Genomic DNA, 20,892 nt, shown 5'->3' with positions numbered 1-20,892 from the left:
GGGTTTGAAATGAATTAAGGGAATCCTTATCTATTTTTCATAAAATATTAAGCTTGCAGGGTTATAGTACATGTATAACCTCCCCTATATATAGACTTTACCCCGCCGGTCGCCGGCGGGGTCTTTTTTTTTATGCGAATCTTTCTAAAAGAATATCAGGCAGTAGTTTAGCCAGTAATAAGGTAGATGGCTTCATCTAATGGAACTATAACCTCTGTTTGTTCCTTCATATCCTTCAGCCGCACCTTATCCACACTGGATTCACTCTCGCCGATCAGAATAACGTAACGAATTTTTTTGGATGAGGCTGTGGCGAGTTGCTTTTTAAGTTTTCTTTTACCGGATACCAGAGTGGTTCGGATAGAACAGGCACGGAGCTCGGCGGCTGCAATTAAAGCCTGTGGGAGCGTCTCGCCAATCGGAATGACCATAACCTCTGCTGTCTTGTGCTCTTGGATAGGACGTTCTGCAAGGAGCGCCATGATAGACTCCATACCAAAAGATAAGCCAACCGTAGGATATTGAATATCCTCTCTGCCCACTAGCTGTCCGATGATAGCGTCATATCTGCCTCCACCCCCCAAGCTTGAGGTAAAGGAACCGGATGCATCAAAGATCTCGTAGACGGTTCCAGTGTAGAAAGAAAGCCCGCGGGATAAAAAAGGATCGAAACGACAAGTCTGTTGCAGCTGAATGTCTTGGAGCAGCTTTTGCAGGACAAGAACCTCCATCGCTCCCGGTTGTCCGGTAAGACTATATTTTTCGCATAACTGCTCAAAGCTTGGATTGTCCGTTTCGATAAGCTCTAGGATAGCAGCGATGGTTGTAGGTTTGATTTCCTTGCTGATCAATTCATTTTTCACGCCGCTGAGGGTGGTTTTTTCTAATTTATCCAAGGTTAGCATAACGGACAACTGGTCCTCAGCAGGTACACCAATCGATTCCAGAATCTCACCGAGAAAACGTCTGTTGTTCCATTTTAGGATGATCGGGATATCCAGCTTGCGAAAAGCTTCTGTGGCCAGCTGCATCAATTCAGCTTCCGCCTCAGGTCCTGAAATACCAACGACATCAACATCGCATTGCAGAAATTCACGCAGGCGCCCACGTTTCACGGGACCATCACGGAATACTTTTCCGATCTCATAACGCTTGAAGGGAAACTCTATTCCAGGATTTAAAGCGATCACTTTGGCAAAAGGGATGGTCAGATCATATCGTAAGCCCAGCTTGCGGTTGCCTTGATCGGTTAGTTGGTACATCTCCTTGAGAATTTCATCCCCACCTGCATATTTCGAGGTTAATAAATCCAGTTCATTTAATAATGTGGTGTCCATGGATTCAAAATCATAGAGTTCGAACAAATCCTGCAGCGTATTTTGAATGTTCTTTCTGAGCGCCTGCTCTTTTCCGAAGTAATCATAAGTTCCTTTAATGTTTTGCATCATTAGTAGCTCCTTTGAATTGGCATAGTTTAGAGAATAAAAAAACGCGCAGGACCTCATGGTCCTGCGCGTGATCTATGCCGCAGGGAGGCCAACGCGAGTAGCGTTAGCCTCCCTGAGAATTTCAGGGTTGCTAACGCTGTTTGTGATAATAATGAAGTTGATTCAGCATGATTGTTATGGTGTTCATCAGAATCAATTCCCTTCGACATTTTGATTACTGCCGATTATAGCGGATCATTTGGAGTCGTGCAAGTAAGAATTTGTTATAACGAAGATTTTTAGTAGGCGAATGGACAGGCAATCAGCTATAATAGGGCTTCGATATTTCATAGGCGAAGGGAGCTTGTTGACGATGAATCAACCTTTAATAATAGCCCGGGCGGAAGAATTTGTTAAAGAACAACTGGGACAAGATACTACGGGTCATGACTGGTGGCACACCCATCGGGTCCGCAGCACGGCATGTGAAATTGCTGAGATCGAGCGTGCGGATGTGTTTATCTGTACGATGGCAGCCTTGCTGCATGATGTTGCAGACGAGAAGCTTAATCCGTCAAAAGAAGCAGGTCTGCTTAAAGTCCACACTTGGCTCACGGCAAACCTTACAGAGGAGGAGCAAATTCGTCATATCATGCTGATCGTTGAAACGATGTCCTTTAGTGGTGGTGGAGGAGAACCTATGCAGACTCTGGAAGGTCAAGTGGTGCAGGATGCAGATCGACTAGATGCACTTGGCGCGATTGGCATTGCCAGAACCTTTATTTTCTCAGGTGCAAAGGGACGTCCGGCTTATGATCCAGAAGTGGCTCCACGCGAGGAGTCGCTGCAAAAGGAATACAGGGATTATAGCAAGGGGACGGCTGTGAATCATTTTTATGAGAAGCTGTTGAAACTAAAATTCTTAATGAATACGGCTTATGGACGCAAGTTAGCGGAAGAACGGCATGATTTCATGTTGAATTTTCTGGACCAGTTCTATAAGGAATGGAATCAAGGACGCCAATAACTGTTATAATGATAAGTATGCACAAGATGGAAGGATCGCGGAGTTTCCGCTTTAACCAGAACAATCGGCATAGAAGAGGTTGAACGATGAGTGAATTGCAATTTAGAGATTATGAGTTAGACGAAGAGATAATTAAAGCACTGGATGTTCTGAAATTTATGACACCTACGGAGGTACAGAGCAAGGTAATTCCTGTGGCTTTGCAGCAAAAGGATCTGATTGTGAAATCGCAAACAGGCAGTGGCAAGACGGGAGCTTATGGTATTCCGCTTTGCGATCTGGTGGATTGGGTGGAGAATAAGCCGCAGGCTTTGATTCTTACGCCAACTCGAGAGCTTGCGATGCAGGTGAAAGAGGATATTACGAACATCGGACGTTTTAAACGGATTAAGGCAGTTGCTCTTTTCGGCAAGCAGCCCTTTGCCCCCCAAAAGATAGAGCTTACGCAAAAAACACATGTTGTCGTAGGTACGCCTGGACGCGTATTTGACCATATTGAAAGAGGCACACTTCCGCTAAATCGAATCAAATATTTGATCATCGATGAAGCTGACGAAATGCTGAGCATGGGCTTTATTGAGCAGATCGAGAAGATCATCAAGCAGCTGCCCAAAGAACGAGTAACCATGTTATTCTCAGCTACCTTACCCGAAGTCATTAAGAATTTGTGCCGAAAATATATGAACGATCCAACGGATATCGAGATTCAGGCAAGTGGAATTACGACGGCTACGATTGAACATGCGTTGATTGAAGTGAGACAAGCTGCCAAATTCTCTTTGCTAAGCGATATCATAACGGTGGAGAATCCGGATAGCTGTATTATTTTTTGCCGTACGCAGGAGCAGGTGAATGCTGTATTCAGAGGACTGGCGGATCTGGAATATCCTTGTGATAAGATCCATGGGGGTATGGAGCAGGATGAGCGCTTTGAGGTCATGAATGCTTTTAAAAGAGGGCAATTCCGCTATTTAATCGCTACCGATGTGGCGGCTAGAGGGATTGATATCGAGAATATCACCCATGTGATTAATTACGATATTCCACTGGAAAAAGAAAGCTACGTGCATCGTACAGGCAGAACCGCGCGTGCAGGCAAGACGGGTAAAGCGATCACTTTTGTCACTCCGAATGAGCAGAAGTGGGTAACTGAAATTGAAAGCTATATTGGCTTCAGCATTCCGCATATGAAAGCTCCTTCGGACGACGCAGTTGCCTACGCAAAGGAAGCGTTCGAGCAGAAGATCAATAAGCAGCCTGTCCGCAAAAAGGACAAAAGCGAAAGCTTAAACAAAGAGATTATGAAGCTATACTTCAACGGCGGCAAGAAAAAGAAGCTAAGAGCCGTGGATTTTGTCGGCACAATAGCAAAGCTTGAAGGTATTTCCGCCGAAGATATCGGGATTATCTCGATTCAGGACAATGTGACCTACGTGGATATTTTGAACGGTAAAGGCGCAATGGTGCTGCAAGCGATGAGAGAGACCACCGTAAAGGGCAAGCAGCTGAAGGTTCATATTGCGAAAAAATAAATCAAGGATGACAGCTTATTGCTAAGCTCCTTGCAAATATGCCGCTACTGATGCGGTTTATAGGAAGAGGGAGTCGTGTTCACTACACGGCTCCTTCTTTAATTTGTTGTTTTATCTCAGCATTTCTATGTTTTCGTTGTGAAATTATAGAAATTAGAATATAACTTGTGAGAGGTGATAGATTGAAAGCTGAATCTAGAAGCACAAGGATGAAAGCAATCCTACAAGTTACCATTGTTATTTTCTTACATTTAATAATTATCTACCTTTTGGGAATGAAAACGGGGAAGTTGGAAGTAGAAGTAGTAAAACAAATGTTTATAATGTATGCAGCACCAATAATTCTTCTGAATGTGTCTTGCAAGATAGCTTTAAAGACGCAAAAGCTTAGGTACAACATTTCTTGGTTAGTTATTAGTATTGTTCCTAGCACGAGAATTCTATTTTATTTAAAAGAATTACAAGGAAAAGAGTCTAGAGGTTCAGGGGTTGTTGATTTAAGGTTTTTTGATATGAAGCCTGACTTTGATCAGATAAGTCTTATTTATTTTTTCCCTATAATATATTTAGGTATTCAACTAGTTTTGATTTTTTTACTATTGATCATGATAGTAACGAAAGAAAAAATCAATAGCTGACTAGCATAATTTTCTTGTACGCACTAGGAATGCCGAAATGAACGGTAAAACTCCCGTACAATGAGCTGATCCAGCTGGAAGTGGCGAAATGAACGGTATAACTCCCGTACAATGAGCTGATCCAGCTGGAAGTGGCGAAATGAACGGTATAACTCCCGTACAATGAGCTGATCCAGCTGGAAATGCCGAAATGTACGGTATAACTCCCGTACAATGCGCTGATCCAGCTGGAAGTGGCGAAATGTACGGTAGAATTCCCGTACAATGTGCTGGTCCAGCTGGAAACGCCGAAATGTACGGTAGAACTCCCGTACAATGCGCTGATCCAGCTGGAAACGCCGAAATGAACGGTAGAAATCCCGTACAATGCGCTGATCCAGCTGGAAGTGGCGAAATGAACGGTATAACTCCCGTATAATGAGCTGATCCAGCTGGAAGTGGCGAAATGAACGGTAGAAATCCCGTACATTCAGCCAGCATATTATGTAACCCAAGATACAACACCATAATGGTGTCGTCTCTTGGGTTTTTTCGACGCTAAACGGATCTGATAACGCAGATCCGTTCAGCTTAAGTAAAATAAGATCGAAAATAATTAATTTTAGTTCCATAAATGGAAACAAATGTGATATTATGGCGATATAGAGCCCATACTTCACGGATGACCTGCCTAGCTTGGTTCCTCCTGAGGATAGGCTCTGATTTTTTTATGAGGAAGGTGGTGTGGCCCGAGCGGTATCGGGGACAGGAAGAAACGAAGCAATAAGGTTCGAACCTAATTCAGAAGGGAGAATCGAAGCGATGAAAAAAGGAACTTTTTTGAAAGCGCTTAATTTTGTTTTGGTTTTATGTTTGCTTGTACCTGTGTATTGGGCTGCACCCGCACATGCGGAGAACACGCTTATTCAGCAAAGCGATTTTGAAGATGGTACTGTTCAGGGCTGGAGTGGACGTGGGGAAGTTGAGGTGCTTACGGCCAAAACAGATGCGGCACGCAGCGGCACATATGGCCTGGAGGTAAGCGGCCGAACAAAAACGTGGCATGGACCTTCACTGGATGTGACTAGCCAGCTAGAAGTGGGACAAACTTATGTGTTTATTGGATGGGTGAAGCTGCCGGCCGGATCATCTAACGCGAATATCTATATGTCATTGCAGCGGACATTACCTTCTACCATTCATTATGACAATTTGACCTTTGGTGCAGTGACAGCGAACGGTTGGGTGAAGCTTCAGGCGCAGTACAAGCTATTGGAGCCGGCAGATCAACTTTCTATTTATTTTGAAGTGCCGGGTAGCGCGACAACTTCTTTTTATTTGGATGATTTTCGATTGGAAAAGCTACCGGATCTCGGTCCAATTGTCATCGAGGATGCGATTCCTTCGCTGAAGGATGTGTTTGCAAACAAATTTCTGATCGGCTCGGCTTTTACGAATAGTGAGCTGCTGACAGCTCCGGATCGGCAATTGTTATCCAAGCATTTTGATAGTGTAACGCCAGGAAATGTTCTGAAATGGGACAGCACGGAGCCGCAGGAAGGTGTGTTTAATTTCGCTGACGCTGACACGGCAGTAGCTTTTGCTACCGCAAATGGGCAGCAGGTACGTGGACATACCCTGGTCTGGCATTCGCAGACACCGGATTGGGTGTTCCGTGACGCCAGTGGTAATTTGGTCTCCAAAACGGTGTTATATGAGCGGATGAAGAGTCATATTAAGACCGTTATGGAACGTTATAAAGGTGAAATCTATGCTTGGGATGTCGTCAACGAAGTGATTGACACTTCGCAATCTGATGGCATGCGCCGCAGCCTGTGGTACCAGATCGCGGGTGAAGAGTATATTGAGAAGGCGTTCCAGTTCGCTCATGAAGCTGATCCTAACGCAAAACTATTCATCAATGACTACAATACGCATGAGCCAGCCAAAAGCCAAGCACTATACAATCTGATTGTACGACTTCAGGCTAAAGGGGTTCCTATTGACGGAGTAGGGCATCAAACGCACATCAGCTTGTATTATCCTTCGCTCTCTGAAATCGAAAATTCGATTATCAAGTTCAAGGCTTTAGGGCTGGAAACTCATATTACTGAGCTGGATATTAGTGTGTATTCTGATAATTCACAAGCCTATGAGACCTTCCCTGATCATTTGAAGCAGCGCCAAGCGGCTTTATACAAATCATTATTTGAAATCTTCCTGAGGCACACGGATACGGTCACGAATGTTACTCTCTGGGGGAAGGATGACAGTAATACTTGGCTGCGCACTTATCCGGTAGCCCGCAACAATTGGCCTTTATTATTTGATGAGCGCCTTCAATCTAAGCCGGCCTACTGGTCCGTATTGGAGACAGTGGCAGCTCCCGTAGTTCCAGCTGCTCCTGCTAACTTGAATGCAGCTGCAGGCAATGGGCTCGTGAATCTTAGCTGGAGCACCTCGGCGGGCGCAACTTCCTATACGGTGAAACGGTCACTTACGAGTGGTGGCCCTTATACCACTCTGACTACGGCTACCGGGACGAGCTATAGCGATGCGGCCGTTAGGAACGGAACGACTTATTATTATGTTGTGAATGCTGTCAATAGTGCGGGTACGAGCAGCAATTCTGTACAAGCGATGGCTACACCGCAAGGCTCGGGGCCTGTCGAACCGTTCACCGGGCTTGCAGTGGCGTATCGGACAGCGGATACTAACCCAAATGACAACCAGATGAAGCCCTATTTTAATATTAAAAATAACGGCACAACTGCAGTCGATCTTAGCGAGCTGAGCATCCGTTACTGGTATACGATCGATGGAGACAAGCCGCAATCCTTTTTCTGCGATTATGCCCAGATCGGCAACAGCAAGGTAGCAGGTAGTTTTGTAAAGCTGGACACGCCTCGAACGGGAGCAGATTACTATTTGGAAGTGAAATTCAACGCAGGTGCGGGCATGCTTGCAGCTGGAGGTGCTTCCGGGGATATTCAGACCCGGATACACAAGACAGATTGGAGCAATTTTAACGAGGCCAATGATTATTCGTTTAATTCACTTCAGACCGCTTATGCGGATTGGAACAAGGTGACCCTTTATCGGAACGGAGTGCTGGTATGGGGAACAGAGCCGCAATAGCGAAACTAGGGGAACTGAGCTTTAATTGTGCCGTTTTTAATTTTTAGGGAAAACCTCCCTGAAAATAGCTGATTTATGCTGGTTACTTAGCTTTTCAGGGAAATCCTCCCTAAATATCGCCTGAATTCCACTATTATGAGCAAATAGGGGTGAATTTGCGGGAGGTTTTCCCTGATTGCAAGGATTAGAGCAAAAAACCAAAGAAAATCAGGGAGGAATTCCTTAATCAAGCATCACGTTTGCTGCAAATAGAGGAGTTACGCGAAAAAGCAAGCCTAGTCGCCAAAAACATGGTGACTAGGCTTGCTTCATTTTTGCCCAGCTGTGGCAAATTACTTTTTAAAAGTTATATTGCGCCTGATGCAGACGGCTGTAAATTCCACCAGCATGGACTAATTCCTCATGTCTGCCTTGCTCAGCGATTCCTTCTTCATTCACGACCATAATCCGGTCGGCATTTTTGATCGTCGTCAAACGGTGAGCGATGACGAGTGTGGTTCTGCCTACGGACAGATCAGCCAGGGATTGCTGAATCGCGGCTTCGGTCTCTGTGTCCAGCGCGGAAGTAGCTTCATCCAGAATCAGAATCGGCGGATTCTTGAGGAACATGCGAGCGATAGCCAGGCGCTGCTTTTGTCCACCGGACAGCTTCACACCGCGCTCCCCGATGACTGTCTCCATTCCATCTGGCAGATTCTGAATGAGCTCCTCCAGATGAGCACGTCGCGCGGCTTCCCAGATTTCAGGCAGCTTTGCATCCAGTTTCCCATAGGCGATATTCTCGCGAATTGTCCCGGAGAACAGGAAAACATCCTGCTGCACGATCCCGATTTGTTTGCGCAGCGATTCCAGCTTCATGTCACGGATATCGATGCCATCAATCGTGATGGCCCCGGCTGTGACATCATAGAAGCGCGGAAGCAGGCTGCAGATTGTTGTTTTACCTGCGCCGGACGGTCCAACAAAGGCAATGGTTTCGCCAGCCTTTACGTTAAGGCTTATATTTTGCAGAACCGGACGATTCTCTTCGTATCCAAAAGATACATCCTGGAATGTAATATCACCGCGCAAAGCGTTGATCTCCACGGCATCCGGTTTGTCACTGATGTCAGGTTCCGTGTCAATGATCTCCAGATAACGTCTGAAGCCGGCAATTCCTTTAGGATAACTTTCGATCACTGCATTGATTTTCTCGATAGGGCGGAAGAAGATATTCGACAACAAGATAAACGCCACAAATTCACCGATTTGCAGCTCGCCATTGATGAAGAACCATGCGCCGCAGATCATCACCAGGATGGTAATGAGGCGGGTCATCATATAGCTGACGGACAAGCTTCTAGCCATGATTTTATAAGCCAGAAGTTTTGTTTTGCGGAACATTTGATTATCTACTGCGAATAGTTCTTGTTCATGCTGCTCATTGGCAAAAGATTGCACGACCCGAATCCCACCGACATTGTCTTCGATACGGGCATTGAAACTGCCTACATTTCCAAATAGCTGACGATAAGTGGAAGTCATATTGCGCCCGAAGTAGATGATTACCCAAGCCATAATTGGAACGATAATAAAAGTAATGATCGCCAGCTTCAGATTAATATCAGCCATTAGGAGAAAGGCTCCGACAAGGGTCATGATTGCAATAAATACATCCTCAGGACCGTGATGCGCAACTTCGCCGATATCATTTAAGTCATTGGTGATTCGTCCGATTAGATGGCCTGTTTTATTATTATCAAAGAATCGGAACGAGAGTTTCTGAATATGGTCAAACATTTTTTTGCGCATATCAGTTTCGATATTTATGCCCAGCATGTGACCCCAGTAAGTGACAATATACTGCATCACTGTATTTAAGGCGTAAATCGCCAGCAGCGCAACACAAGCGATAAGAATAAGCGGCCAATCTTGACCAGGAAGTAAATCATCAATAAATTTATTGACGGCTACCGGAAAAGCCAGTTCTAGCAGTCCCGCAAAAACAGCGCAGGAGAAATCCAATATAAATAGTTTTCTATACGGACGATAGTAGGAAAAAAACCTTCGAAGCATTCTGTTCACTCTTTTCTGTGGTTTAAATATGAGTCCAATTGAAATTAATTCTCAACTACCCGATGATATGGATACTAAAGATGGCCAGCGGTTTTGTCAATAATTCGGGTATAAAATTACTTAAGGGTTGTAACTTCTAATAGAATAGTAGATGATGGTTCATAGTGTTTAAATATTTCAGATCCTTGACAAGCTTTCTGCTTGGCGGGGTTATTTGTTTGTAATTTAGGAGGATACACGATGAAAGCATCACAACGCGAAGGACAGATTCAGAATAATAGCTTAATGGATAGCAAATATGATCGCTGGCTGCTTGTGCTGGGAATTATTTTTATCGCTGCAGCGCTGCGGGCTCCATTTACTTCTGTGGGTCCATTAATACAATTGATTCAGGATGACCTCGGCTTATCCAATACTTTAGCGGGAGCTATTACTACTTTACCATTATTAGCTTTTGCCATCTTGTCCCCGTTTGCTCCAAAGCTGGCCCGCCGTTTTGGTTTGGCTAATGTGTTATTAGTTGCCATGGTCATGCTGGCTATGGGAATTCTAATTCGCTCGGGATCTGGAGCAGGTCTGTTGTTCACAGGTACTGCTATACTTGGATTATCTATTGCCGTGTGTAATGTCCTGCTTCCAGGTCTTATTAAGGGGAAGTTTCCTCACAAAATCGGGCTAATGACAGGTATCTACACGGTTTCTATGAATTTATGCGCAGCTATTGCCTCAGGAATTAGTGTACCGCTGGCAACGAATGCTGGATTCGGTTGGAGAGGGACCTTGGCCATCTGGTTTATGATCGCAGCTCTAGCAACAGTGTTCTGGATTCCGCAAATGCGTAAGCTTAATCAAGGAACCGGCTCTAAGAGTGCAGCCTCAAGCAAAAATATGTGGCGTTCATCTCTTGCTTGGAAAGTCACGATCTTTATGGGCTTACAGTCACTGCTTTATTACGTCTTTATTGCCTGGTTTTCGGTTCTCCTCGGTGAACGGGGAATGTCGTCGAGTAATGCGGGTTGGTTTCTCTCGCTCATGCAATTGGCACAGCTACCCTTTACTTTCTTCGTACCGCTGTGGGCAGGCCGGATGAAAAACCAACGTATTCTAGTTATAATCACTGCTGTTCTTTATTTCATCGCATTAGGTGGCATCTGGCAAGGCAGCGGCGCTTTAATGGCTGTATGGGCGATATGCTTTGGTATTGCCGGGGGATTTGCCTTCGGTCTTGCGATGATGTTCTTCAGTCTAAGAACAAGAAGCACGCAAGAAGCGGCGGAGCTGTCAGGAATGGCCCAATCTGTGGGTTATGTACTGGCAGCAATGGGACCGGCATTATTCGGCTGGCTGCATGATGTAACGAACAGCTGGACGGTGCCATTGATTTTACTGCTGGGTGCAAGTGTGCTGTTGATGGTTGTCGGACTTGGTGCTGGCAGTGATCGGTACGTTGGAGATAGAAAATAGGATCCCGTGTAAAAAGAGTGTACTAACGCGTACTAAGCGCCAGTGCACTCTTTTTTTGATTATTGAACATGGGCAGTAATTCTCATCTATATTAGCTTCGTTTGTAAGCAACAACCCGGATTCTACGATAGTCCATTACCCAGCGGCCGTCCTGATATAGCGTGGGTTTCAGTTTCTGTTCCATAGAAGAGAGAACTTCTGCGCGTTCAATGGGTGTGAGCACACTTAAGATTCCATCGGCAAAAGTATTCAACCACCGCTGAAATCCTTGCTCCAAGCCTTCCAGTGGTGTTGGCCGGTCAAAACAAAGAGCGAGGTCCACGGTCAGTCCGTGCTTCTCTAGTAGAGTTGCGTACTCGCCAATGCTGGGGAAGTACCAGGGCAAATGCAGCTTATGACTACAGCCAATGGCTGCAAAAGCTTGTGGAAGTGTAGCGACGATGGAAGCAATATTGCCCAGTCCACCGAACTCGGCCACGAAACGGCCGCCTACCCGCAAGCTGGCAACGATGGACGCCGCCGCTCCGTTTGCGTCTGTTAGCCAGTGAAGGGCAGCGTTGCTGAACACAGCATCGACTGGCTGTTCCGCGACATAAGTTTGCCCATCAGCTAAGACAAAGCTTAGATGGGGATGTTTGTCACGGGCTGTCTGAATCATTTCGGCAGAGGCATCAATACCTGTCACAGTGGCGCCTCTAGCAGCAATGGCTGCCGCCAAATCTCCGGTTCCACAGCCCCAATCGATAATCTGTTCGCCAGGCTGTGGGCGAAGCAGCTCAATCAAAGACTCTCCAAACTGAGACACAAAGGCCATATCAGTATCATAGGTTTGGGTATTCCACTGCTGGTTCATAAGTATTCATCCTTTCTATTGATAGATTATTCAGACATCTCCGTCATAACGCCATACTTTATCTATGTTGTACCATATGAGATCTTATAATAGAAATATATAAACTGAATAATATTGATTGGTTGTGCCTATGAGGTCTATATATAGTCCAATTCAATAATACAAAAACCTTGCGTTTTATATGCAAAGGGAGTATAGTATTATGTACAGGCGGTTTTGGTCGCCAGTTACATAATACGCGGTCATGGCGGAATTGGCAGACGCGCTGGCTTCAGGTGCCAGTGGTAGCAATATCGTGGAGGTTCGAGTCCTCTTGACCGCATCATAGCTTAATAGAAAGCCCCTAAATTCGCTCCTATGGCGATTTGGGGGCTTTCTTATTTGCAATTATCATGTAGCTAAATTAGCAATTATGTAGCTGAGCAGCAGTCATGTAGATCAATAGCATCCAACTGATGAATCTCAGCGTTCTCAAACAAATTAACGAAACTATCTCTAAATACAGTCACCGCCAGAGCGCATGGTGTTCTTAAGGTCCATAAACGGAACCTAGGTGAACGGTGTTAAACTAACGGACCGTATGGCCGCTATTATTGATATTTTGCACATTTTACAGGGGTTTCGGACTGCATAGCTCTTATTGCTAAGGAATCGTGTGAAAGCGAGTGTTTGGAGACGAATAGCTGCATCTGAGTCCGAATGTAAGCTGAAACTCGCTATTTTTCAGAAATAGCGTGTTTCAGTCCGATACATCATAATGAGGATGGAATAGTTTCCACGTGGGAGTATCTAGCTGCTGAGTAGCCCCCCCAACAAATCCGTCCTTAGCTAAGTGCTGGGCGGTTTTTTTGTTGCGCTCATAATCGCTGCGAAGAATAAAATGGGTGTTTTTGTATTGACAATTATATCGGCTTCCGTAATAATGGTATTACGGAAGCCGATATATCGACAACAGTAATAGAATGGGGATGAAATGATGCCTGAAAGCACAGAAAGAGGCGCATTAACTGAAGCTGTATTTTATATCTTATTGTCTCTATATACAGCAATGCACGGATACGCAATTATGCAGAATGTGAAGGACTTAAGTAACGGTCGGGTTGATCTGGGCGCGGGCACTTTATACGGAGCACTTAACACTTTACTGGAAAAAGGCTGGATAAAAGCAGTGGAAGGGGAGCAAGGTTCCCGTCGAAAAGAATACGAAATTACCGACTTAGGAAAGTCAGTGATTCAGGGAGAGATTATCCGTCTGGAAGAATTGATAGCGAATGGGAAGAGAATAGCTGGAGGTGAGTCCAAATGAAACATGTGGTTCGCAAGCTGATTTGGGATTATGAGAAGGAAGAAAAGTGGCTTAATGAAATGTCTGCGAAGGGGATGGCTCTATCAGAATTATCTTGGTGCAAATATGTGTTTACAGAGACCCCCAATAATGAGTACACGTATAGAATTGAGCTTTTAGATAACATGCCTGATCATCCGGATAGCATCAAATATCTCAAGTTTTTAGAGGAAAACGGTATAGATTGTGTTAGTACTTACATGCGCTGGGTTTACCTTAGAAAGAAGTCGGGAGAAGGTCCGTTTGATATTTACACAGATCTGGAATCCAGAATAAAACACTATAAGCGAATCAACAGGTTATGGAAATCTGTAATGTGGCTAGAGTTGATTTTAGGTCTATTTAATGTGATGATTGGTGTAATAAATTATTCTTTTTCATCACAGGATCTCAGTATAGTAAACGTAATAATGGGCGGAATGTTGATTTTGTTAGGTCTTGTTTTTTTAATTATTGGTGCACCTATCCGTAAGAAAATTAAGAAGCTTCAGCTGGAAAATTTGATAATAGAATAGGACTTTAGAGTTGTAACATGCACACACGGCAAGTTTCCTTTTCAAAGGGAGACTTGCTGTTTATTTTTGCGCAGTTTTACTGCGAAATTTACCAGTCTATCATTTAGGACTCAACTATCAAGCTTATTTACCGAAAAAAAGGTATACTGAAATTATTACAAGTTTGTTAATATAGTCCCCCATTTTCAAAAGAGGAGGCTTACAGGTGTCTGATTTTCTTTTTAAGCAGCTATACTTACGGTCTTCTATCGGGATTGCGGTAGTCTCTCCGAAGGATGGGACGTTATTACAATCGAATCCTGCGCTATGCCAAATGTTTGGTTATGCAGAAGAAGATCTTTTGAATATAAATTATCTGGATCTTGTGTATCCGGAAGATAAAACTAATAACGATCATTCCGTTATCCTGAACGATCTGCTAGCTGAGCCTGGGACTGCATTGGAGAAAGAACGGCGGTTTTTGCGTAAGGATGGCGAAATCATCTGGGTAGCCCAACATATATTTTTAATCTATCAGGAGAATTCCAGTGAACCCTATGTCCTGATTTCTGAGTTAACGGATATCACTGACCGAAAACTTGCTGAACAGAAGATTCAGGAAGATGAGCATTTATATAATTTGATCACGCAAAATACACCGGATATGATTTCTTTTGGCGATCCTGACGGAACACTGCACTACGTATCTCCCTCAGTGGAGCTGCTGTTAGGTTATTCTGCACAAGAAATGATAGGTACCAAAAGACCCGAGTATTATCACGTAGATGATGCTCTTGAGATGATTGAACAAGGCAAGCTATATTCGGATACGGACGTATTTACTCGTAGAGCCCGTCATAAAGATGGACATTATTTGTGGATCGAGAGTTCTTCCCAAGTGGTACGTGATGAGCAGGGGAACATTAAACAGATATTAACCATTGGTCGCGATATTACTCAGCGCAAGAAATACGAGGATATGCTGGCTAAAGCTCAACACCTTGCGAAGATGGGATCCTGGGAATGGGATATGACAAAATCACGGCTGACGGTTTCCAGAGAGATGCGTAATATTTTTGGCTTTTTGGAAGATGAGAGCAATCATTCTTATTTTGATTACAGACGTGTTTTTGCTTGCATTGATCCTGACGATTTCATCAGACTTGAACAGTTAGTACATCAATCCATGGAGAATGGGACTAATGGCGAAGCAACGGTCCGTATTCATAGTGCGGATGGAGAGCTGAAGTTTCTGGATGTGCACTGGGAAGTGATTACAGATGAAGAAGGAAGACTGCTGCAGATCAGCGGGATAGCCCAGGATGTGACCGAACGTCAACGAATGGAAGAACAACTGCGGGAAAGTGAGCAGAACTATCGTCTGATCTCAGAAAATTCTATGGACTTCATTTCACGTAATGCAGCGGACGGGAGCTTTACCTATCTGTATGCCTCACCCATCTGCCAGACTATGTTTGGCTATGCACCAGAAGAAATGTGCGGAACTAGAGGGATTGATTACATACATCCGGAGGACAGAATCAAATTAACTTCATATCTCAGCAATTGTATGGAAGGGAAGAAGCTTGAGCCTGTTATTCTCCGGTTTTTTTGCAAAGACGGAACCTTTATTTGGACAGAAACGACTCTGCGGTATATTTACTCTGAGACCTGCGGGAATCAGGAGCTTGTCTGTGTAACCCGCGACATTGGGGAACGTACGCGTCATTTTGAAGAAATACAGAAATTAAGTAACGAGTATGCGCTGATCTTGAATTCGGTCTCTGAAGGCATATTTGGGATGAACCTTGAAGGCAACACGATGTTCATTAATCCAGCAGCCATTACTATGTTGGGATTCGATCCTACTGAGTGGGGAAACAGCAAATTTCATGCGATTCACCAAACCTGGCTGGATAACGAGTCTTTTACAGGAATTCAGAAGACGCTGCTTCCTTCACGCTCCAGTAATCTCACTATTGAAGATAGGGAGGGTGTGTTTTGGAGGCAGGATGGTTCAAGCTTTTTAGTCAGATATCGAATGACCCCACTGTTTGATGGTGATGAACGGATTGGGGCGGTTGTCGTCTTTCGAGATATTACGGAGGAGAAGGAGATTGTGCGGGCGAAGGAGTCTGCCGAGGAAGCGGACCGGGCAAAATCGGAGTTTCTAGCGATCATGAGCCATGAGCTGCGCACGCCTATGAACGGCATTATTGGGATGGCTGATCTTTTATCTGGGACGGAGCTGGATGAAGAGCAAAGCTACTACACACAGATCATTAACAAAAGCGGTGAGGCATTGCTTCATATTCTGAATGAAGTGTTGGATTTCAGCAAAATTGAAGCAGGCATGATGACGCTTGAACTACAAATGGTGGATTTGCATGAAGTGATACAGAACGTTTGTGAACTGTTTTATCCGAAGGTTAAGGAGAAAGGGCTTTTACTTACTAGCGAGCTATCTCCTGAGCTTCCAGCCGTCATCATGACTGATGGGGCGAGATTGCGTCAAATTCTCGTAAATCTGGTTGGGAACGCAGTGAAATTTACGGAGACAGGTGAAATCAGTATCTCTGTTATGTTAGAAGCTTCAGAGGCATCCGGAAATCTTATCGTGAAATTTATCGTAAAAGATACAGGATTGGGGATTCCAGTTTCCAGCCAAGGTTTATTATTTCAATCCTTCTCGCAATTGCATCCGTCGATCAATCGTAAATATGGTGGAACTGGGCTTGGACTTGCCATAAGTAAAAAGCTGGCCGAGCTTCTTGGCGGATCTATCGGTGTCAATAGCTGTGAGGATGAAGGCTCGGAGTTTTATTTTACAGTGGAGGTCTCTCTACCCAAAGAGGAATGGGATCAGAAAGTAACCGTCAACGCCTCAACAGATGTGGTCAGAAATGATAAATCTGCTGTTAAAGAGTTAACTACTGGTGAGTATGGACCGATGTCCATTCTTATTGCTGAAGATCATCCTGTGAATCAGCAGCTTATGCAGGCTTATCTGAAAAAGAGGGGATATGTTCCTGACATCGCTTTAAATGGTGAGGAAGCGGTTCGGGCTGTGCTTTCCAATCATTATGATCTGGTATTTATGGATATTCAGATGCCTATTATGGATGGAATTGAAGCAACGGGAATCATACGTGAGAAGCTTGGGCTGACTCCAATTATCATTGCGGCTACAGCTTTTGCAAGAGATGAAGATAAGATGATGTGTCTTAGTGCTGGAATGCAGGATTTCATTTCTAAACCCATCTCGATAAAAGAGCTCGACCGGGTATTAAGAGAATGGTCTGCCCAAATTCGTTTAGGTGAGCATCATTGACAAATAGGGTTATGATTAATATATTGATATTAATCGTAATCATTACGTATATTATTTGTCATGAAAGGACTCTTACCTTGTTAACAATGAAGCGCGGGGATATTTTAATTATTGTGATAGCCTTGTTAGCTGCGGGCTTGATTTATGGCATGAAGTGGTGGGACAGCAGCAATGAGCAGTATCAGCAAGGGGATTTGAAAGCTATAATTACGGTGGATGGTAAAGAGTACAAAACCGTTTCTTTGACTAAAGAAGAACAAATTATAGATATTCAAACGAAATTCGGCCACAATACACTAAAGGTGTTTGATTATGGAATCCAAATGACCTATTCTGATGCTCCCTTGAGAATCGCTTTGGAAATGGGGTTCATCTCAAGACCCAAACAGCAAATTATTTGTATTCCAGCCCGTATTATGGTAGAAGTATTTAATCCTAATAAGTCTGAGAATGATGAGGATGAGCTAGATGCGATTATTTAGTAATCTTAGTTGAACCTTCTAACTCTTTCCATGCGGTGATAGAGTCAGGACTGGTGTAAATGTAAGGTGTTGCGGGTTGTTTGATAGGTGTAATAGACTCAGCACTAATTTGCATAATTTCTTGACCTTTATAGGGAACAACTTGAAGCTTGCCCCGGACCTCTATCCAGGTATCGGTAGGCAGGCTTTTTAGTTTGCCGGAATCCACTAATATCCCAAAGGGTGTAGCATCGGCAGTGCAGCATTGGACCAGAAATCTACCTATGGCAAAAGAATTCTCTGAATGTTCACCTTGATCACGATATAAAAAGCCGGAAATAGTAATTTCTTTGCCTGCAAATTGTTGTTTATACATCTCAAGGGCACCTAAGGTTTCGGAGAAAATCGCTGAATAAACTGGGACCACAGGTTGTGCATAAAGGATCTTGGCCAGCTCGGTAAGCTCCTCATGGTAAGGATCAATGGACTCGAATCTCGCGGAATTTTTAGCTTCAGTGGGCAAGGAGGATAGGGAGATTCCTTTTTTAGCAGCGGCCATACTTCCCAAAGCGCGATCCGGAAGGAGAAATCCGAGCAGCAGTGGAAAAAGGAATAATCCATATAGCGCTGTACTTTTGAAAAAAGAATGTGGAAGCCGATGCTCGCAGTCACAGAGAACACTACCCTTGCCAAATAAAGCCTGTACGGCCAGACTGAGCGCCATAAGTGTCAGCGGGATTGGACATAATTGAACCCAGCGTGCCAGCTTGGGCGCTACATAATAATGCAAAGCGTCCTGCTGTACCAGATGCCCGATATAGAGGGCGAAAGCGAGCAGAATGACCGCCCTTAACAAATAGTGAAACCGGATGCTTCGAGAGTCATTCATGCTCTATCCTCCTACCCATATTGTAAGCAACAGCTTACCACCTCTATGAATTACAGCCACAAGGACATGAATACCGCCCCAATAAACACGCTTGCGAAGATCAGAAAGAACAAATAAAGAGCGAATTTGGTCTTAAACAGTGAGAGCAACATCAATGAATTTTTGAAATCCAGCATCGGTCCGAATACCATAAAAGCGAGCAGAGCACCAGATGGAAAAGAATGTACGAAGGTGGAAGCTACAAAGGCATCTGAGGTGGAGCAAAGTGAGAGCACAAATGCCAGTCCCATCATGAAAAAATATGAACCCAGCGGCTTGGCTCCGATCGCAGCCAGACTGTCTTGAACCATAAATGTCTGAATGCCAGCGGTTAATAAGCAACCGATAATTAAATATTTTCCCATCTCAAAAAACTCATCTGAGGTATGGACGAAGACAGCGGCTATTTTTCCCCCACGAGAATTATTGTGATGAGCTTCCCCTGTTTCACGTTGAACATTTAGGCGGATGGGAGATTTTTTAACCGTTGCGTAGATTATCAAACCTATGAGACAGGCTACAACAAAAGCCAGACCCATACGGGCATAGGCCAGCTCCGAGTGGCTGCGAAATGCTGTCATGGTCGCCCCATAGACGACAGGATTTAGGATCGGTCCGGACAAAATAAACACGATAGCCACGTAAACAGGCATACCTTTATGGATAAGTCGGCGGACGAGCGGGATCATTCCACATTCGCAGACCGGAAAAATAATTCCGAGCAGACATGCGAACAGAATGGCCGGAAGAGGTCGCCGCGGAATCCACCGGGAAATCATTTCATCCGGGATAAAGACGCGAAGCAGTGAAGATAACAATGCTCCTGCTAATACAAACGGCAAGGCTTCCAGCAATATGCCGATAAAAGCGGTTTTGAAGGTGTCGATGTATGCATTATCCAGCAGCTCCAGATGATTCGGCAGCCATACAAAGCCAATGATAATCAGGAACGAGATCGGGAGGAGCAACGGCAGTATTTTTAATGGTGAAAAGGTAGTCAAAACTCGAATAAGGCGGACCACCGATCTGCCAGCTGTTCTTCATCTATATTCATCCCGATGAACACCACATAAGGCATACCAGGATAACGAGAGGCTTCCCAGGTAGTACGCATCCCCGCATATTGAACAAGCTGAACCGGCTCCTGTTCGGACAAAAGAATATGCCCCTTGGCACGTAACAGGTTGTCACCCCATTCTTGGAAGAAGGCCTCTAGGCGTTCTTTAGAAGGCATAGTTGTCCTTACCTGCGGAATGGTTAACGTGATGGCTGTTACCTGCGAGAAAGAAGCGTGCTGCTCCTCATGCAGCTCTTTTACAGCGGTTCCCCCATGCTCTGAATGCATTTGTTTCAGTGATGCTCCTTTGAAGGTTTGAGGCGCTCGCTGTGGAGCCGGAGCTATAATTTTACGTGGGATTATTCCTGACAATATCGGAGACAGGTTGATTTCACTGTAATGGGTGTATACAATTTCAGCCTCCGTATTTTGTTTACGAACTCCCTTTTCAATTCTCCATAAGGTTTCCGGCTCTACGAGATCGCTTTTATTAACGACAATAAGATCAGCTGTGGAGAGCTGCTTACGCAGGGTCCGAACGAGCTGTTTGTCAGAGGAGAGTCTGCTGTTATATTCCAGAGCATTTTCCGCATCTAACAGAGTGATGGTATAGTGCAGCTCCACCAGATCCTGTAGAGGGGTTTCCTGCAACGTTTTGGCGATTTCTTCAGGATCGGCGACGCCGGTCAACTCCATGTAAATGGCATCTGGACGTCCTCTCAGCAGCACCATCAGGCTATCTGCCAAATCCTCTTTACGGCTACAACATACGCATCCGTCCAGCAGTTTAGTTACAGCTGTACCGGTATGCTCCTGCAGAATATACCCGTCCACATCCCGTTTGCCCAGTTCATTCATTACTACTCCTGGATTCAGCCCTCTTACCTTGCTTTCTTTCAGCAGGGACAACAGCAGAGTTGTCTTCCCGCTCCCCAGAAACCCGCTCAAAATAATTACTGGTATCTTCATGATCTCCACTCCTGCCTGATTCTCTAGGAATTACAAGAATCATATTTTTTATAATTCCATCTATACGTAATTTGTCCACCAGAAAGACCACAAAATTAAGAGAGTTGAAATTTTTACAAGATCATAGTTGACAGATTGTGAATAAACCGTGTACGATGTGTTAATCGTAATTATTACGATTTGATCAAAAGGAG

Annotated in this window: 16 protein-coding genes and 1 tRNA gene; 10 read left to right on the top strand and 7 right to left on the bottom strand. The window is 44.5% G+C overall.

Annotation, left to right across the window (positions count from 1 at the left end; all coding sequences use genetic code 11):
- Positions 1-167 precede the first annotated feature (167 nt).
- Positions 168-1,448 carry a histidine--tRNA ligase gene (locus NST45_RS17210; protein ID WP_305953602.1) on the bottom strand — a complete coding sequence of 427 codons (1,281 nt, stop codon included), beginning with the start codon at positions 1,446-1,448 and terminating at the stop codon, positions 168-170.
- A 352-nt stretch (positions 1,449-1,800) separates the two neighbouring features.
- Between NST45_RS17210 and NST45_RS17205 the strand changes: the two genes are divergently transcribed.
- From NST45_RS17205 to NST45_RS17195, 3 genes are all read left to right on the top strand, one after another.
- Complete coding sequence (locus NST45_RS17205; protein ID WP_036679342.1) at positions 1,801-2,454, top strand: HD domain-containing protein; 654 nt, start codon at positions 1,801-1,803, stop codon at positions 2,452-2,454.
- An 86-nt stretch (positions 2,455-2,540) separates the two neighbouring features.
- Positions 2,541-3,986, top strand: coding sequence for a DEAD/DEAH box helicase (locus NST45_RS17200; protein ID WP_036679344.1), 1,446 nt, complete (start codon positions 2,541-2,543; stop codon positions 3,984-3,986).
- A gap of 182 nt (positions 3,987-4,168) precedes the next feature.
- Positions 4,169-4,624: a hypothetical protein gene (locus tag NST45_RS17195; RefSeq protein ID WP_076140907.1), complete on the top strand. Its 456-nt coding sequence runs from the start codon at positions 4,169-4,171 to the stop codon at positions 4,622-4,624.
- A gap of 23 nt (positions 4,625-4,647) precedes the next feature.
- On the opposite strand, the gene NST45_RS17190 is transcribed toward NST45_RS17195, so the two are convergent.
- Entirely contained in the window at positions 4,648-5,283 is a 636-nt protein-coding gene (locus NST45_RS17190) for a hypothetical protein (RefSeq protein WP_339823289.1), read from the bottom strand.
- 142 nt (positions 5,284-5,425) lie between these two features.
- On the opposite strand from NST45_RS17190, the gene NST45_RS17185 reads away from it, so the two are divergent.
- Positions 5,426-7,741, top strand: a complete 2,316-nt coding sequence (locus tag NST45_RS17185; protein WP_076140909.1) for an endo-1,4-beta-xylanase — start codon at positions 5,426-5,428, stop codon at positions 7,739-7,741.
- Positions 7,742-8,080: 339 nt separating this feature from the next.
- Here the strand turns inward: NST45_RS17185 and NST45_RS17180 are convergent, their stop codons facing one another.
- Positions 8,081-9,796 carry an ABC transporter ATP-binding protein gene (locus NST45_RS17180; RefSeq protein WP_036679350.1) on the bottom strand — a complete coding sequence of 572 codons (1,716 nt, stop codon included), beginning with the start codon at positions 9,794-9,796 and terminating at the stop codon, positions 8,081-8,083.
- A gap of 285 nt (positions 9,797-10,081) precedes the next feature.
- On the opposite strand from NST45_RS17180, the gene NST45_RS17175 reads away from it, so the two are divergent.
- A complete protein-coding gene (locus NST45_RS17175) occupies positions 10,082-11,260 on the top strand; it encodes an MFS transporter (protein WP_244886503.1) in 1,179 nt (392 codons plus the stop codon).
- Positions 11,261-11,351: 91 nt separating this feature from the next.
- Here NST45_RS17175 and NST45_RS17170 read toward each other — a convergent pair whose 3' ends face one another.
- Positions 11,352-12,113: a methyltransferase domain-containing protein gene (locus NST45_RS17170; protein WP_076107474.1), complete on the bottom strand. Its 762-nt coding sequence runs from the start codon at positions 12,111-12,113 to the stop codon at positions 11,352-11,354.
- Positions 12,114-12,351: 238 nt separating this feature from the next.
- Here NST45_RS17170 and NST45_RS17165 point away from each other — a divergent pair.
- From NST45_RS17165 to NST45_RS17145, 5 genes are all read left to right on the top strand, one after another.
- Positions 12,352-12,435: transfer RNA gene (locus NST45_RS17165), tRNA-Leu, on the top strand.
- 654 nt (positions 12,436-13,089) lie between these two features.
- Positions 13,090-13,419, top strand: a complete 330-nt coding sequence (locus tag NST45_RS17160; RefSeq protein ID WP_036679357.1) for a PadR family transcriptional regulator — start codon at positions 13,090-13,092, stop codon at positions 13,417-13,419.
- Positions 13,416-13,973, top strand: coding sequence for a DUF2812 domain-containing protein (locus NST45_RS17155; protein WP_036679361.1), 558 nt, complete (start codon positions 13,416-13,418; stop codon positions 13,971-13,973). The genes NST45_RS17160 and NST45_RS17155 overlap by 4 nt, the downstream gene beginning before the upstream one ends.
- Positions 13,974-14,178: 205 nt before the next feature.
- Positions 14,179-17,283, top strand: a complete 3,105-nt coding sequence (locus NST45_RS17150; protein ID WP_038569776.1) for a PAS domain-containing hybrid sensor histidine kinase/response regulator — start codon at positions 14,179-14,181, stop codon at positions 17,281-17,283.
- Positions 17,284-17,369: 86 nt separating this feature from the next.
- Entirely contained in the window at positions 17,370-17,765 is a 396-nt protein-coding gene (locus NST45_RS17145; protein ID WP_036679457.1) for a NusG domain II-containing protein, read from the top strand.
- Here NST45_RS17145 and NST45_RS17140 read toward each other — a convergent pair.
- The 3 genes from NST45_RS17140 to NST45_RS17130 are packed head-to-tail and all read right to left on the bottom strand — an operon-like array spanning position 17,758 to position 20,698.
- Positions 17,758-18,633, bottom strand: coding sequence for a TIGR03943 family protein (locus NST45_RS17140; protein ID WP_038569778.1), 876 nt, complete (start codon positions 18,631-18,633; stop codon positions 17,758-17,760). The two genes, NST45_RS17145 and NST45_RS17140, sit on opposite strands and share 8 nt — an antisense overlap.
- Positions 18,634-18,683: 50 nt before the next feature.
- Positions 18,684-19,673 carry a permease gene (locus NST45_RS17135; RefSeq protein ID WP_038569780.1) on the bottom strand — a complete coding sequence of 330 codons (990 nt, stop codon included), beginning with the start codon at positions 19,671-19,673 and terminating at the stop codon, positions 18,684-18,686.
- Complete coding sequence (locus tag NST45_RS17130) at positions 19,670-20,698, bottom strand: GTP-binding protein (protein ID WP_036679372.1); 1,029 nt, start codon at positions 20,696-20,698, stop codon at positions 19,670-19,672. The genes NST45_RS17135 and NST45_RS17130 overlap by 4 nt, the downstream gene beginning before the upstream one ends.
- Positions 20,699-20,892 lie beyond the last annotated feature (194 nt).

The sequence above is a fragment of the Paenibacillus sp. FSL R7-0163 genome (assembly GCF_037969975.1).
In the GTDB taxonomy this organism is placed as follows: domain Bacteria; phylum Bacillota; class Bacilli; order Paenibacillales; family Paenibacillaceae; genus Paenibacillus_AQ; species Paenibacillus_AQ odorifer.
This window is presented reverse-complemented; position numbering and strand designations above follow the sequence as displayed.